The organism is Methylobacterium sp. WL1 (genome assembly GCF_008000895.1).
GTDB lineage: Bacteria > Pseudomonadota > Alphaproteobacteria > Rhizobiales > Beijerinckiaceae > Methylobacterium.
In genome coordinates, this window is the sequence record NZ_CP042823.1 from 2263379 (window position 1) to 2277729 (window position 14351).

Annotated in this window: 13 protein-coding genes; 7 read left to right on the plus strand and 6 right to left on the minus strand. The window is 69.5% G+C overall.

Features of this window, described 5'->3' with window-relative positions; genetic code table 11:
• The first annotated feature begins 155 nt into the window (after window positions 1–155).
• Entirely contained in the window at window positions 156–755 is a 600-nt protein-coding gene (locus FVA80_RS11155) for an arylesterase (protein ID WP_147907947.1), read from the plus strand.
• Entirely contained in the window at window positions 755–1294 is a 540-nt protein-coding gene (gene thpR / locus FVA80_RS11160; protein ID WP_147907948.1) for an RNA 2',3'-cyclic phosphodiesterase, read from the plus strand. The genes FVA80_RS11155 and thpR overlap by 1 nt, the downstream gene beginning before the upstream one ends.
• A gap of 61 nt (window positions 1295–1355) precedes the next feature.
• On the opposite strand, the gene coaA is transcribed toward thpR, so the two are convergent.
• The 3 genes from coaA to FVA80_RS11175 form a co-directional block, all read right to left on the minus strand.
• Window positions 1356–2345, minus strand: a complete 990-nt coding sequence (gene coaA / locus FVA80_RS11165; protein WP_147907949.1) for a type I pantothenate kinase — start codon at window positions 2343–2345, stop codon at window positions 1356–1358.
• Entirely contained in the window at window positions 2342–2665 is a 324-nt protein-coding gene (locus tag FVA80_RS11170; protein WP_147907950.1) for a phosphoribosyl-ATP diphosphatase, read from the minus strand. Before FVA80_RS11170 ends, coaA begins: the two co-directional genes overlap by 4 nt.
• Before the next feature lie 255 nt (window positions 2666–2920).
• Window positions 2921–3868 (minus strand): aspartate carbamoyltransferase catalytic subunit, encoded by a 948-nt coding sequence (locus tag FVA80_RS11175; protein WP_147907951.1) that lies wholly within the window; start codon window positions 3866–3868, stop codon window positions 2921–2923.
• A gap of 192 nt (window positions 3869–4060) precedes the next feature.
• Between FVA80_RS11175 and FVA80_RS11180 the strand changes: the two genes are divergently transcribed.
• From FVA80_RS11180 to topA, 3 genes are all read left to right on the plus strand, one after another.
• Complete coding sequence (locus FVA80_RS11180; RefSeq protein WP_147907995.1) at window positions 4061–4924, plus strand: cytochrome b/b6 domain-containing protein; 864 nt, start codon at window positions 4061–4063, stop codon at window positions 4922–4924.
• Window positions 4921–5886 carry a molybdopterin-dependent oxidoreductase gene (locus FVA80_RS11185; RefSeq protein WP_147907952.1) on the plus strand — a complete coding sequence of 322 codons (966 nt, stop codon included), beginning with the start codon at window positions 4921–4923 and terminating at the stop codon, window positions 5884–5886. The genes FVA80_RS11180 and FVA80_RS11185 overlap by 4 nt, the downstream gene beginning before the upstream one ends.
• Before the next feature lie 456 nt (window positions 5887–6342).
• A complete protein-coding gene (topA, locus tag FVA80_RS11190; protein WP_147907953.1) occupies window positions 6343–9000 on the plus strand; it encodes a type I DNA topoisomerase in 2658 nt (885 codons plus the stop codon).
• A 46-nt stretch (window positions 9001–9046) separates the two neighbouring features.
• Here the strand turns inward: topA and FVA80_RS31230 are convergent, their stop codons facing one another.
• Window positions 9047–9412, minus strand: a complete 366-nt coding sequence (locus FVA80_RS31230) for a hypothetical protein (RefSeq protein WP_246692363.1) — start codon at window positions 9410–9412, stop codon at window positions 9047–9049.
• Between the two features lie 323 nt (window positions 9413–9735).
• Here FVA80_RS31230 and parE point away from each other — a divergent pair, with 323 nt between their 5' ends.
• Complete coding sequence (gene parE / locus FVA80_RS11200) at window positions 9736–11643, plus strand: DNA topoisomerase IV subunit B (RefSeq protein WP_246692364.1); 1908 nt, start codon at window positions 9736–9738, stop codon at window positions 11641–11643.
• Between the two features lie 214 nt (window positions 11644–11857).
• Here parE and FVA80_RS11205 read toward each other — a convergent pair whose 3' ends face one another.
• Both FVA80_RS11205 and FVA80_RS11210 read right to left on the minus strand, forming a co-directional pair.
• Complete coding sequence (locus FVA80_RS11205; protein ID WP_147907955.1) at window positions 11858–12364, minus strand: PRC-barrel domain-containing protein; 507 nt, start codon at window positions 12362–12364, stop codon at window positions 11858–11860.
• 183 nt (window positions 12365–12547) lie between these two features.
• Window positions 12548–13414 (minus strand): porin family protein, encoded by an 867-nt coding sequence (locus FVA80_RS11210; RefSeq protein ID WP_147907956.1) that lies wholly within the window; start codon window positions 13412–13414, stop codon window positions 12548–12550.
• Window positions 13415–13831: 417 nt separating this feature from the next.
• Here FVA80_RS11210 and FVA80_RS11215 point away from each other — a divergent pair, with 417 nt between their 5' ends.
• On the plus strand, window positions 13832–14182 hold the full coding sequence (locus FVA80_RS11215; RefSeq protein ID WP_147907957.1) for a hypothetical protein: 351 nt from the start codon (window positions 13832–13834) through the stop codon (window positions 14180–14182).
• The last annotated feature ends 169 nt before the right edge of the window (window positions 14183–14351 follow it).

Genomic DNA, 14351 nt, shown 5'->3' on the forward strand with positions numbered 1-14351 from the left:
TGACTTGGCCGCTGACGTGGCGACGAACTTGGCGGCACCGCCCGTTGATGCACCGCGATATGGGGGGCGCATTGGGGCTACGCCATGACGGCGCCGGCCGCGTTCGGCGGGCCGCCCTGTTTGTCGCAGCGCTAGCGGGTCTGGTATTCCCTTTCATGACAGCGACTCACGCCGCCACCACCGGCCCGGTCAAGCTCGTCGTCCTCGGGGACAGCCTCACCGCCGGCTACCGCCTGCCATCCGACGCAGCCTTCCCGACCGTGCTGGAGCGCCTGCTCAAGGCCAAGGGCGCGGACGTGACCGTCGCCAATGCCGGCGTCTCCGGCGACACCGCCACGGGCGGCCTCGACCGGGTCGACTGGTCGGTGCCGGACGGGACCGCCGGGGTGATCCTGGAACTCGGCGCCAACGACATGCTGCGCGGCACCGACCCGAAGGTCACCGAGGGGGCGCTCGCGGCGATCATCGAGCGGTTGCAGGCCCGGGGGATCCCGGTGCTGCTCGCCGGCATGCAGGCCGCCCCCAATCTCGGGCCGGACTACAAGGCGCGGTTCGACGCGATCTACCCGACCCTGGCCAAGCGCTACGGGCTGACCCTCTACCCGTTCTTCCTCGACGGGATCATCGGCGACCGGGCCCAGCACCTCGACGACGGGCTGCACCCGAACCGGCAGGGCGTCGAGACCATCGCGGCCCAGATCCTCCCCACGGTCGAGACTTTCTTGGGCGGTCTCCGGCAGGGGGCGTCGCGGTAATGCCGCGCCTGTTCACAGGGCTCGCGATCCCGACGGAGATTGCCGAGGCGCTGCGGATCTACCGGGGCGGCCTGCCCGGCGCGCGCTGGATCGAGCCCGGCGACTACCACGTCACCCTGCGGTTCCTCGGCGATGTCGAGGTGCCCGCGGCCGAGGACGTGCTGGAGGCGATGGCCGAGATGCGTGTGCGCCCCGCCCTCACGGTGACCCTCGACGGGCTCGGAATCTTCGGAGGCGACAGGCCGCGGGCCCTCTATGCGTCGGTGGCACCGAGCCCGGAGCTGATCGACCTCCAGGCCGAGCAGGAGCGGCTGGTGCGGCGCACCGGCATCGCGCCCGAACGCAGGAAGTTCACACCCCACGTCACCCTGGCCCGCCTCAAGCGCGACGCCAGCCCGGAGGCGGTGGCGATGTATCTCTCCCAGGCTCCGGCCTTCGCGCCCCTGGCCTTCACCGCCGACCGGGTGACCATGTTCTCGGCCAAGGAATCGACCGGGGGCGGGCCGTACCTCGCGGAGGCTGAGTTTCCGTTCGTCTAACGCCTGCAGTCCAACCCACCACCTCAGGATGAGGGCGTTGGGTTGGATGCCCGGACTGGACCTACAGCCGCCTCAGCGCCACGCTCTCGATCCGGTGGCTCGCGCCCTTGGTCAGGATCAGGCTCGCCCGCTGTCGGGTCGGTAAGATGTTCTCGCGCAGGTTCGGCAGGTTGATCGTGGTCCAGAGCCGGTCGGCGATGTCCAGCGCCTCGGTCTCCGGCACCTCGGCGTATTTCCGGAAGTACGAGCGCGGGTCCCGGAACGCGGTCTGGCGCAGCTTCATGAACCGGGTGACGTACCAGCGGTGCAGGTCGTCCTCGTGGCCGTCGAGATAGATCGAGAAGTCGAAGAAGTCGGAGACGAACGGGATCGCGGTGCCGTCCCGCGGCAGGCGGGCGGGCTGGAGCACGTTCAGGCCCTCGACGATCAGGATGTCGGGGCTCTCGACCACCCGCTCCTCCCCCGGCACCCGGTCGTAGACCAAGTGGGAGTAGAGCGGTGCGGTCACGCGCTTGTGCCCGGCCTTCACGTCGTGGAGGAAGCGCAGCAGCGAGGCGGTGTCGTAGCTCTCCGGGAACCCCTTGCGCTCCATGATGCCGTTGGCGGTGAGCGCGGCGTTGGGGAGCAGGAAGCCGTCGGTGGTGACGAGGTCGACCTTCGGGGTGTTGGGCCAGCGGGCCAGCAGCGCGGCCAGGATGCGGGCGGTGGTCGACTTGCCCACCGCCACCGATCCGGCCAGGCCGATGATGTAGGGGGCCTTGGTCTCGCGCTCGGCCAGCAGGAAGCGCTGCGTCGCCTTGAACAGCCCCTGCGTCGCCGCGACGTAGAGCGAGAGCAGCCGCGACAGCGGCAGGTAGATCGCCACCACCTCCTCGACCGAGATCGGGTCGTTGATCGACTGCAGCCGCTCGATGTCCTCGGCCTTGAGGGTCAGCGGCGTGTCGGCGCGCAGCTGCGCCCATTCCTCGCGGCTGAACCGGCGATACGGCGAGAGCCGATCCGATCCGTCGAGGATCGCCTCGACGGAGCCCGGCAGCGCGGCCGCGTTCACGCGGGCTGCCTCGCGGCCTTCTCGGCGATCCCGCTCTGGGCGGTGCGGCGTTCCAGCTCCGCCATCACGGCGTCGAGCTCGACGCCGCCGGCGCGGAGCAGAACAACCAGGTGGTAGAGAACGTCCGCGGCCTCGTTCCGGAGGCCGGTCTTGTCGCCCTGCACGGCCGCGATGGCCGCCTCCACGGCCTCCTCGCCGAGCTTCTTCGCCGCCTTCGCTGGGCCTTCCGACAGGAGCTTGGCCGTGTAGGAGGTCTCCGGGTCGGTCCCGGCGCGGCTCGCGACGAGCTTGGCGAGGTCGTCGAGCGTGTAGGCGGTCATGACGCGATCTGCATGTGAGGTCGTCTGTAGAGCAACGTCCTGGATATCCGATCCGGTACGATGCGCCAGCGTTTGATGGTGCATCATCGTTCCCCGAAAGCCGGCAACCGCCGCTCGGGATGATGCTTGAAGGTCCGGCCGAGGCCGTATTCGGCAGGAAACTGCGCTGCAGCCGCCCGGCGATCAAGCCGCGCGGGTGAAAGCGCCCCGGCTTTGTCGGGCTTATGCGGGGTCGAAATCGATCCGGGACGGTGCTCAGCCGTTCGGCAGGTGCCGGGCCAGCGATTCCAGCACGGCCATGCGCACCGCCACCCCCATCTCGACCTGCTCGCGGATCAAGGACTGCGCGCCGTCTGCGATCTCCGAGGAGATCTCGACCCCGCGGTTCATCGGACCCGGATGCATCACCAGGGCGTCCGGTTTGGCGAGCGCCAGCTTCTCGCCGTCCAGGCCGAAGTACCGAAAATACTCCTTCACGGAGGGCACGAACGAGCCGTTCATGCGCTCGCGCTGGAGGCGCAGCATCATCACGATGTCGCAGCCGTCCAGGCCCTTGCGCATGTCCGTGAAGGTCTCGACGCCGAACCGCTCGATTCCCGCGGGCAGCAGCGTCGAGGGCGCGATCAGGCGAACCCGGGCGCCCATCGCCTGCAGCAGGATGATGTTCGAGCGCGCCACCCGCGAGTGCAGGACGTCGCCGCAGATCGCGACCTGAAGCCCTTCGATCCGGCCCTTGTTGCGGCGGATCGTCAGCGCGTCGAGCAGCGCCTGGGTCGGGTGCTCGTGCGCCCCGTCGCCGGCATTCACCACCGCGCAATCGACCTTGCGGGCGAGCAGATGCACCGCACCGGCCGATTCGTGGCGCACCACGATGATGTCCGGCCGCATGGCGTTCAGCGTCGCCGCGGTGTCGATCAGGGTCTCGCCCTTCTTCACCGAGGACGAGGCCACCGACATGTTCATCACGTCGGCGCCGAGTCGCTTGCCGGCGAGTTCGAACGACGACTGCGTCCGGGTGGAGGGCTCGAAGAACAGGTTGATCTGCGTGCGGCCCCGCAGGGTCGTGCGCTTCTTCTCCACCTGCCGCGAGATGTCGACGGCGGCGTCGGCGGCGTCGAGCAGCCCCTCGATGTCGGGGCGGGTCAGGCCCTCGATGCCGAGGAGATGCCGGTGCGGGAAGGCCGGGGGCGCGGGGCTCGTCATGATGAGACCGGGGTGTAGGTCCGGCCGGTCGTTCCGGCAAGGCGGACGAGCGCCTGCGGCCCTTTTCATGGCCTGTGCCGGCGGCCTTTTTTCAACGGTTGGTAACTTCGGCGCCCGCGCCACGTATCAGCCGGATCGCGCGGCATCCGCGCCGCCATCGCCTCGCGAGACGCACGCTTGAGAACCGATACTCTGGACGCCGTCCCGGCGCTCGAAGCCCCGGAGACCGTCGACGCCTCCGGGCGGCGCTGGTTCTACCGGCACCCCGCGGTGATCCGGGTGGCGCATTGGGTCAACGCGGGGGTGCTGCTGGTGCTGCTGATGAGCGGCCTGCAGATCTTCAACGCCCACCCGGCGCTGTACTGGGGGGCGGTCTCGACCTTCGACGATCCGGCCCTGGCGATCACCAGCGAGCAGGGACGCGACGGCACGAATCGCGGTGTGGTGACGGTCGGATCGCACAGCTTCGACACGACCGGGGTGCTCGGCCTGTCCCGGGAGGGCGGCACCGCGGTGGACCGGGCCTTCCCGGCCTGGGCGACCCTTCCGGCCGATCAGGACCTCGCCACCGGGCGGCGCTGGCATTTCCTGTTCGCGTGGCTCCTGGTGATCAACGGCGCGATCTATCTGCTCTACGGGCTGTTCAGCGGCCAGCTCCGCCGCCGCCTGATCCCGGACGGCGACCAGATCCGCGACTTCGCCGGCTCCGTGAAGGAGCACCTGCTCTTACGCTTCCCCGAAGGCGAGGAGGCCAAGCGCTACAACGTGATCCAGAAGCTGACCTACCTCGTCGTGGTGCTGGGCCTCCTGCCAGCCATGGTGCTGGCGGGGCTCGCCATGTCGCCCGGCGTCGACGCCGCCTGGCCCTGGCTGCCGGAGCTGTTCGGCGGCCGGCAATCGGCGCGCAGCATCCACTTCATCGCCGCCGGGCTGCTGGTGCTGTTCGTCGTCGTCCACGTGCTCCTCGTCCTGGTCTCCGGCCTCGTCAACAACATGCGCGGCATGCTCACCGGCTGGTTCAGCCTCGGCCGTCCCGAGAAGGAGACCGCGCGATGATCCTGCACCGCCGCAAGCTGCTCACCGCCGGCGCCGGATTGGCGGGGACCGCCCTGCTCGGCGGCTGCGACCGCTTCGCCGGGACCGAGACCGGGCGCCGCACCCTCAAGGTCGGCGAGGATGCCAACCTGTTCGTTCAGCGGCTGCTGATGTCCCCCGCCACCCTGGCCCGGGAATATCCGGCCGCGATGATTTCGCCGTGGTTCAAGCCGAACGGCACCATCGACCCGCCGGACAGGGATTTTCGCGCCCTGGCGGCCAAGAAATTCGCCGACTTCAAGCTGACGGTCGACGGGCTGGTGCAGACGCCGCTGTCGCTCAGCCTTGCGGACCTGCGCGGGTTGCCGGCGCGCACCCAGATCACCCGCCACGATTGCGTCGAGGGCTGGAGCTGCATCGGCCAATGGTCGGGCGTGCCGCTGGCCGAGCTGGTCACCCGGGCCGGCCTGAAGCCGCAGGCGCGCTACGCCGTGTTCCATTGCGCCGACACGCTGGAATATGCCGGCGGCGGCCTTGAGGGCGGCGACGGCGCCTCCCTGTGGCGCCCCGAGCATCCGGGCTCGGTCCGCGACGGCATGATCCAACTTGCCGCCGCCGAGGATTGGGGCGGTGCTCCGCCCAAGGCCGACAAAGGCACGGACGACAAAGGCACGGACGATTGGGGCCAGGGCGCGCCGGAGCCGGAGGCGCCCGAGGATAAGCGGACCCCGATCCGCTACTACGAGAGCATCGACCTGTTCGACGCCGTCAACCCGCAGACGATCCTCGCCTACGACCTCAACGGCAAGCCGCTGCCGGTCTCGAACGGCGCCCCCCTGCGCCTGCGCGTCGAGCGCCAGCTCGGCTACAAGCAGGCCAAGTACGTGATGCGGGTCGAGCTGGTGGACTCGCTGGCGGGCTTCGGCCAGGGCAGCGGCGGCTACTGGGAGGATCGCGGCTACGAGTGGTACGCGGGGATCTGAACAGGTCGAGCCCGCCCCGCCGTCAGTGCGCGCGCGGCGGGGAAACCCGGTCTGGCGCGCGATTCCCGCGTGTAGCGCTGGGCAGGTCGCTTAGCTGGGCGCGTCGCTTGGCTGGGCGCGTCGCTTGGCTGGGCAGGTCGCTTGGCTGGGCAGGTCGCTTGGCTGGGCAGGTCGCTTGGCTGGGCAGGTCGCTTGGCTGGGCGTCCCACGACGGCATGAGGCAAGCCGGCCAGGTCGACGGTGATTGCCCGCGATCCGCAATCCTGTCGGATTCGCGCCCCGCGCATGACAGCCCCGGCGAGCCGTTCGGCGACCGTTGCCATTTGACAACCCGTGCCCCGTAACCCACTTGTCCCCGGCGCGCGGCCCCGGCCCGACGGCGGGCACTTGTCCCACGCGAATTTCGAACAGAATTCGTCCGTCGCGCCCAGGCCCCGTCGAGGGGCAGAGGTCTGAATGAAAGTCGTCGTCGTCGAGTCGCCGGCCAAAGCCAAGACGATCAATAAGTATCTTGGCCGCGACTATGAGGTGATCGCCTCCTTCGGGCACATCCGCGACCTGCCGGCCAAGGACGGCTCGGTCGATCCCGAGCAGGATTTCCACATGGTCTGGGAACTCGCGGACCGCGGCGCCAGCCGCGTCAGCGAGATCGCCAAGGCCTGCAAGGGCGCGGACAAGCTGATCCTGGCGACCGACCCGGATCGCGAGGGCGAGGCGATCTCCTGGCACGTCCTGGAGGCGCTGAACGCCCGAAAGGCGCTCAAGGGAATCCCGGTCGAGCGCGTCACCTTCAACGCCATCACCAAGGCCTCGGTCGAGGCGGCGATGCGCAAGCCGCGGGAGATCGACCAGGCGCTGGTGGACGCCTACCTGGCGCGCCGGGCGCTCGATTACCTCGTCGGCTTCAACCTCTCGCCGGTGCTGTGGCGCAAGCTCCCCGGCGCCCGCTCGGCCGGCCGCGTGCAGTCCGTGGCTCTGCGGCTCGTGGTCGAGCGCGAGATGGAGATCGAGAGCTTCAAGCCGCGCGAGTATTGGTCGATCGTCGCGACCCTGACCACCAAGGACGGCGCGACCTTCGAGGCCCGCCTGGTCGGGGCCGACGGCAAGCGGATCCAGCGGCTCGACGTCGGCACCGGCGCGGACGCCGCCGCATTCAAGCGCGACCTCGAGCTCGCGAGCTTCCAGGTTGCGAGCGTCGAGGCGAAGCCCGCCAAGCGCCACCCGCAGCCGCCCTTCACCACCTCGACGTTGCAGCAGGAAGCATCGCGAAAGCTCGGGATGGCGCCGGCGCAGACCATGCGGGTCGCGCAGCGCCTCTACGAGGGCGTGGACGTCGGCGGCGAGACGGTCGGCATCATCACCTACATGCGGACCGACGGCGTCGACATGGCGCCGGAGGCGATCCAGGACACCCGCAAGGTCATCGGCACCGAGTTCGGCGACCGCTACGTGCCGGACGTCCCGCGCAAGTACAGCGTCAAGGCCAAGAACGCGCAGGAGGCCCACGAGGCCGTGCGCCCGACCGACATGAGCCGCCTGCCCAAGATGGTGGCCCGCCACCTCGAGCCGGAGCAGGCCAAGCTCTACGACCTGATCTGGACCCGCACGATGGCGAGCCAGATGGAATCTGCTGAGCTGGAGCGCACCACCGTGGAGGTGGCGGCGAGCGTCGGCCCGCGCCGGATCGACCTGCGCGCCACCGGCCAGGTCGTGAAGTTCGACGGCTTCCTGGCCCTCTACCAGGAGGGCAAGGACGACGAGGAGGACGAGGAGAGCAAGCGCCTGCCGCCGATGAAGGCCGGCGACCCGCTCACCCGTGAGCGTATCACCTCGACCCAGCACTTCACCGAGCCGCCGCCGCGCTATTCCGAGGCGAGCCTGGTCAAGCGCATGGAGGAGCTCGGCATCGGCCGGCCGTCCACGTACGCCGCCGTTCTCCAGACCCTGCGGGATCGCGAATACGTCAAGATCGAAAAGAAGCGGCTGCAGCCGGAGGACAAGGGGCGCCTCGTCACCGGCTTCCTGGAGAGCTTCTTCCGGCGCTATGTCGAGTACGATTTCACGGCCGACCTCGAAGGCCAGCTCGACCGGGTCTCCAACGCCGAGATCGACTGGCGGGCGGTGCTGCGCGACTTCTGGAAGGACTTCTCCGCGGCGATCGGGGAGACCAAGGAGCTGCGCGTCACCGACGTGCTGGAGGCGCTCAACGGCCTTCTCGGTCCGCACATCTTCCCCGACAGGGGCGACGGCGCGAACCCGCGAACCTGCACGGTCTGCGGCACCGGCCAGCTCTCGTTGAAGCTCGGCAAGTTCGGCGCCTTCATCGGCTGCTCGAACTATCCGGAGTGCAAGTACACCCGTCAGCTCTCGGCCTCGGGGATCGACGGCGACGGCGACGGCTCCTCGGGCGAGGGTGGCCAGCCGGGCGTCCGGGTGCTGGGCGACGATCCGGTGACCGGGATGCCGGTGACGATCCGGGACGGGCGTTTCGGGCCGTTCGTGCAGCTCGGCGAAGCCTCCACCGAGAAGGACGCCGCGAAGCCGAAGCGCTCGTCGCTGCCCAAGGGGCTCTCGCCGTCCGAGGTCGGCCTCGACAAGGCCCTGGCGCTGCTGGCGCTGCCCCGCGAGGTGGCGCGCCACCCCGAGACCGGCGAACCGATCCTGGCCAATCTCGGCCGGTTCGGTCCCTACGTTCAACACGGGAAGATGTACGCCAACCTCGGCAAGGACGACGACGTGCTGGAGATCGGCGCCAACCGCGCCATCGACCTGATCGTCGCCAAGGAGCAGGGCGGTGGCCGCGGCCGGGCTGCCGCGGATCCGGGCCGCCCGCTCGGCAAGGACGAGACGAGTGGGCGGGACCTCGTGGTCAAGGCCGGCAAGTACGGCCCCTACGTCACCGATGGCGAAGTCAACGCGACGCTGCCGAAGACGATGAATTCCGAAGCGCTGACCCTCGATGAGGGGATCGCGCTGGTGAACGCCAAGCGCAGCTCGGCCCGGAAGGCGCCGGCGCGCGCGGCGGCGGGCGAAAAGAAGCCGGCGGTGAAGAAGACGGCCGCGAAGAAGCCAGCGGCCAAGAAGACGACGGCGAAGAAATCCGGGGCCGGCTGAGCGCCGGACCCGCGACCCGCGAAGAAAGCGTCGCGGTTCGTCGCGTTCAGGCCAGGTAGGTGATCGTGGCCGCCAACGCGGTCGCGACGGTCGCCAACGCGATGGTCAGGCCGTTCACGAAGATGCGGGCCTGCGGAACGACCGAGGGCGCATCGTCCTCGCACCCGAATACGGTGCCGGCGGCTCGCTCGAAGCGGATCAGGGTGAGGCGGCGGGCCTCGATCGCGGCGTTGCTCATCGACGGCGGCTCCCGGACCACGGTCAAGTTCTTTTCCGACAGAACGCGGTCGGAGCCGCTCGGTTCCGATCCGGGCGGCGGCGGAGAAACCGTTAACCCACGATTGTGCAACGTGGCGATGACGGCGCCTTCGCGCTGCGCCGGCCGCGGCCCTCGCTCGCGGCGGTGCAGCATGCGATGGTGGGGCGGTCCGGCGACGCACCGGACCCTCTGGATGTTTCTGTTTTGTTCCGCTATCATGCGGGGATGAAGGCGCATGCTGCACGATCCCAGGTCCGATCGCCAAAGGCCCGTCCGCCCGACGCCGAGCCGGCCGATTCGCCGCGCGCGCGGAGGCCGCGCGTGAGCGATCCGGCGCGCGACCTGTTCGGGCCTGGCGGCAAGCCCCCTGCCCGCGTCCGGCGGAGCCGCGGCGGCGGCGGCTGGCGGAATCGGCCTCGGTCCCGGCCATCGCGGCGGCCGAGCCGGAGGCCGGCTACACGGCTTCCGACATCGAGGTGCTGGAGGGCCTGGAGCCGGTCCGGCGCCGGCCCGGCATGTATATCGGCGGCACCGACGAGCGGGCGCTGCACCACCTCTTCGCCGAGGTGATCGACAATTCCATGGACGAGGCGGTGGCCGGCCATGCCAGCTTCATCGAGGTCGAGCTGGAGGAATCCGGCTCCCTGGTGATCACCGATAACGGCCGCGGCATCCCGGTGGACCCGCACCCGAAATTCCCAGGCAAGTCGGCGCTCGAAATCATCATGACGACGCTGCATGCGGGCGGTAAGTTCGACTCGAAGGTCTACGAGACCTCCGGCGGCCTGCACGGCGTCGGCATCTCGGTGGTGAACGCCCTGTCCGATTTCCTCGAAGTCGAGGTCGCCCGCAACCAGACCCTCTACCGCCAGACCTTTTCGCGCGGCCACGCGCAGGGGGCCCTCGAACTCGTCGGACGGGTCCAGAACCGGCGCGGCACCCGGGTGCGGTTCCACCCCGATGCCGAGATCTTCGGCTCCCTGAAGTTCAACCCGCGCCGCCTGTTCAAGATGGCGCGCTCCAAGGCCTACCTGTTCGGCGGCGTCGAGATCCGCTGGCGCTGCGCCCCCGCCCTGCTCGAAGGGCTGGAGGGCGTACCGGCCGAGGCGGTGCACCGGTTCCCGGACGGGCTGCGCGACTACCTGGCCCGGGACATCGAGGGCAAGGACCTGGTCACCGATGCGATGTTCACCGGCAAGGTGACCAAGCCCGGCTCCCACGGCTCGCTCGAATGGGCGGTGGCCTGGATGGTCGCCGAGGACGGCTTCTCGCATTCCTACTGCAACACCATCCCGACGCCGGAGGGCGGCACCCACGAGGCCGGCCTGCGGGTCGCGCTGCTGCGGGGCCTGCGCGAGCACGCCGAGCGCGTGAACCAGGCCAAGCGCATGACGGCCGTGACCACCGACGACGTCATGGCGACCTGCGCGTCGATGATGTCGGTGTTCATCCGCGAGCCGGAATTCCAGGGCCAGACCAAGGACAAGCTGGCCACCGTCGAGGCGCAGCGGATCGTCGAGACGGCGGTGCGGGACGCCTTCGACCATTGGCTGGCGGCCTCCCCGGCCCAGGCCAACAAGCTGCTGGACTGGGTGATCGACCGGGCCGAGGAGCGGTTGCGCCGGCGCCATGAGAAGGAGGTCGCCCGCAAGAGCGCGACCCGCAAGCTGCGCCTGCCCGGCAAGCTGGCCGATTGCTCGGCCGCCGGAACGGCCAACTCCGAGATCTTCATCGTCGAGGGCGATTCCGCCGGCGGCTCGGCCAAGCAGGCCCGGGACCGGACGACCCAGGCGATCCTGCCCCTGCGCGGCAAGATCCTCAACGTCGCCTCGGCCTCCCGGGACAAGCTCGGGGCCAACCAGCTGATCTCGGACCTCACCCTGGCGCTCGGCTGCGGCACCGGCGCGGCCTTCCGTGAGGCGGACCTGCGCTACGACAAGGTGATCATCATGACGGACGCCGACGTGGACGGCGCCCACATCGCATCGCTGCTGATCACGTTCTTCTACCGGCAGATGCCGAAGCTGATCGATCGCGGCCACCTCTACCTGGCGATCCCGCCGCTCTACCGGCTGCAGCAGGGCTCGAAGGTCGTGTATGCGCGGGACGACGCCGACCGGGAGCGGATCACCAAAACGGTGTTCAAGAGCGGCAAGGTCGAGATCGGGCGCTTCAAGGGCCTGGGCGAGATGATGCCGGCCCAGCTCAAGGAGACCACCATGGATCCGAAGAAGCGCACGCTCCTGCGCGTCGCGATCCTCGAGGAGGCCCGGGAATCCACCGGCGATACGGTGGAGCGCCTGATGGGCAACAAGCCCGAAGCCCGCTTCGCCTTCATCAGCGAGCGCGCCGCCTTCGCCGACGGGGTCGATCTGGATATCTGAGGCGACAGGGCGGCCGTAAAACGACGCTTCCTCAGCGTGGCCGCAGCGAAGCGATTCGGGGAAGCGCGACACGGGGGAACGCGACACCTGGGGACCGCGACACCTGGGGATCGCAATACCGGGTTGCTTCGCGACGGTCGCACTGACTGACTTGCAGACCGCTTTCGGGTCGGAGCGCCTGGATTGCGTCCGCGTCAAGCGATTGCCGGCGAGGCTACTCCGACGCCATGGCCTTGGCCGGATCGAAGGGCTGGGCGGCCGCGACGGTGTCGGTGCTCATGTTGAGAACGGCCGAGAACCGCTCCCCGCCCGGGCGCAGCACGAGGGCGCCGGGCTCCACGGCGATCCGTTTGCTGCCGAGGCCCAGCGGGCCGCCGACATCCAGCACGACCGCCTTCAGGGCACCGCCATCGGCGATCAGCAGGTCGTCGATGGTGCCGACATTGTCGCCGGCCGCGTTGCGGACCGTGACGCCGATCATCTTGGAGGCCAGGAACGCCGCCGGCTTGAGGCCCTGGCGCCTGGCCGCGGCCTCGGCGCTGGCCGCCGTCATTAGCCGGCCGCCGCCCTCCCCGCTGGTGGAGGTGCCCGGCCCTGTCCCGGGCAGCACCGTCTTGGTGCCGATCACGCTGGCATCCTGAGCCGGAGCCGGGAGTCCGGACAGGGACAGGACAGTCAGCGGCAGCAGCAGACGGGACGTGATCAGTCGGATCTTGCGCATCGGGATCGCTCCGGCGCGGCCGAGCCATCCGGGCGCCGACCGTGAAAGGCGCCGGCGGCGACGGGTGTTCCTGTCGCCCCTGTCGCACCGGGCCTCGGTGGTCCTGAAACGCAGAAGGGCCCGACCTTGCGGCCGGGCCCCGGGTCACGATGGCGCCGGCCAAGCCGGCGCCGAAGTGCGATCTTAGTACGAGCCGAACTTGTAGTTCACGCCGGCGCGGACGACGGCGAACTCGGTGTTGGCGGCGGCGCCGTTGAGGTAGGCGGTGCCGTTCGGGGCCAGCAGGTTGCCGTAGAACACGCCGCCGGCGGTGTTCTTCTGGCGGTCCAGGTTCACGTACAGGCCTTCGACCTTGAGGGTCACGGCGGAGGACTTGAAGAAGTTCAAGAACGAGTCGGTGGGCAGGGCGTACTCGATGCCGCCGCCGACGGCGTAGCCGGTGCGGAAGCTGCTGCGGAAGCTGCGGCCAGCGAAGTTCTGGTCGTCCTGGCCCGAGCCGTAGGCGTAACCGCCGGTGGCGTACACGAGGGTCCGGTCGAAGGCGTAGCCCAGGCGGCCGCGGGCGGTGCCGAAGTAGTCGAGGCCGTTGCCGCTGGTAGCGACGAAGGCGCGCGGCGCCGAGAAAGCGGTGCCCGGAGCGCCGGTCACGCCGTAGTTCAGGGTGCCGTTGGCGCGGCGGGCGAAATCGACGTACTGGGCGTCAGCCTCGAAGCCGACCACGATGCCGGAGCCCGGGGTGAACTGATAGTTGTAGCCGATCTGGGCGCCGCCGGTGAAACCATCGTTGGCGCTACGGTTGCCGACGCTGACGACGGCATTGGTGTTCGGCGAGTTGATCAGCGAGCCGGCCGGCAGGCCGTAGCTGGCGGTGTTGCGGCTGCTGGCATCGAAGCCGTAGCCGGCATTCACGCCGAAGTAGGCTCCGGTCCAGGTGAACACCGGCACCGGCGTGAACACCGGCGGCGGCGCAGCGCGACGCGGCAGGTCGGCCGCGGAAGCGGCGACAGTCATGCCGGCGAGAACGGTCGATGCAAGAAGAACTTTTTTCATGGTGCCATGGGTCCTGGGGTTGGCTTGAGCCGGCTGCCTTCTAGGCGCTCTCGGTCGGCGGGTCTGTCGCTTTCCTGCAACAAGCCCGCCGAGACTAGCCCGATCTCGTCAACGAAAGGTGAAGGTTAAGCGTGAAGATCCCTGTCCTCGGCGAAGGACTGTGTATCAGAAGCTGCAACGGCGTTTGAGCAAAGCCTGAAGATTAGTCGGGCTTCATTATCATGAGACGCCGGGATCTGTCCGATTCGGGCCCGGCGCAAGTCGGGCTCTTCCGCAAGGGCGCCGGGGAAACCGTTTTATTCTGGTACGGTGAGCGCTTGCTCGTGCCGTCCCGCGTAAGTCGGCGGTTAACCATGGGGTGGTAACCGTCCCGGATCGACCGTCGCCGGCCGCACGCCGGACCGAGAAGGACAGACCATGCTCCCGCCCGCCGAGCGGAGTCAGAAGCCCTTCGGGACTCGCCGACCCGCCGCCGAGTCGGACAGGCCCGTACCGGCGCATCCGGGCCCGAGCCGAACGGCCCGGCCCACAGGATCCCTGGCCTGGGCGCTGCGCATCTCGGCCGTCGTGGGTCTGCTCGCCCTGGCCGCGACTCACCAGCTCGCCCGTTTGAGCCAGGCCGGCCCCGCGCCGGGGCAGCTCGCCCTGGCCGGACACGGGCTTCCGGCCGATCCTGAGACGACCGGCTCGCTCGCGCCGGCCGGCGCCGCTCGGGCGACACGTCTCGACCCCTGCCTCCTGCCCGCCCTGGACCGTCACCAGCCCTGATCGGCTGTGTGCGGGACCCCGATGCGCGCATTGCGAGATTGACAAGCTGCGCCAAGCCCCTAACTGACTGGCCCATGCGCCCCGCGGCCACGGGTGCGTTCGTGCGTCTTACGTGAGCCCTCCCGAGCCGTTGCCGCGACGGTGTCCACCGCGCCGGCCGGGCGCGCAA

Coding starts and splice junctions, on each gene's coding strand:
- FVA80_RS11155 (WP_147907947.1), top strand. CDS start 156: ATGACAGCGACTCACGCCGCCACCACCGGCCCGGTCAAGCTCGTCGTC.
- thpR (WP_147907948.1), top strand. CDS start 755: ATGCCGCGCCTGTTCACAGGGCTCGCGATCCCGACGGAGATTGCCGAG.
- FVA80_RS11170 (WP_147907950.1), bottom strand. CDS start 2,665: ATGACCGCCTACACGCTCGACGACCTCGCCAAGCTCGTCGCGAGCCGC.
- FVA80_RS11175 (WP_147907951.1), bottom strand. CDS start 3,868: ATGACGAGCCCCGCGCCCCCGGCCTTCCCGCACCGGCATCTCCTCGGC.
- FVA80_RS11185 (WP_147907952.1), top strand. CDS start 4,921: ATGATCCTGCACCGCCGCAAGCTGCTCACCGCCGGCGCCGGATTGGCG.
- topA (WP_147907953.1), top strand. CDS start 6,343: ATGAAAGTCGTCGTCGTCGAGTCGCCGGCCAAAGCCAAGACGATCAAT.
- FVA80_RS31230 (WP_246692363.1), bottom strand. CDS start 9,412: ATGCTGCACCGCCGCGAGCGAGGGCCGCGGCCGGCGCAGCGCGAAGGC.
- FVA80_RS11205 (WP_147907955.1), bottom strand. CDS start 12,364: ATGCGCAAGATCCGACTGATCACGTCCCGTCTGCTGCTGCCGCTGACT.
- FVA80_RS11210 (WP_147907956.1), bottom strand. CDS start 13,414: ATGAAAAAAGTTCTTCTTGCATCGACCGTTCTCGCCGGCATGACTGTC.
- FVA80_RS11215 (WP_147907957.1), top strand. CDS start 13,832: ATGCTCCCGCCCGCCGAGCGGAGTCAGAAGCCCTTCGGGACTCGCCGA.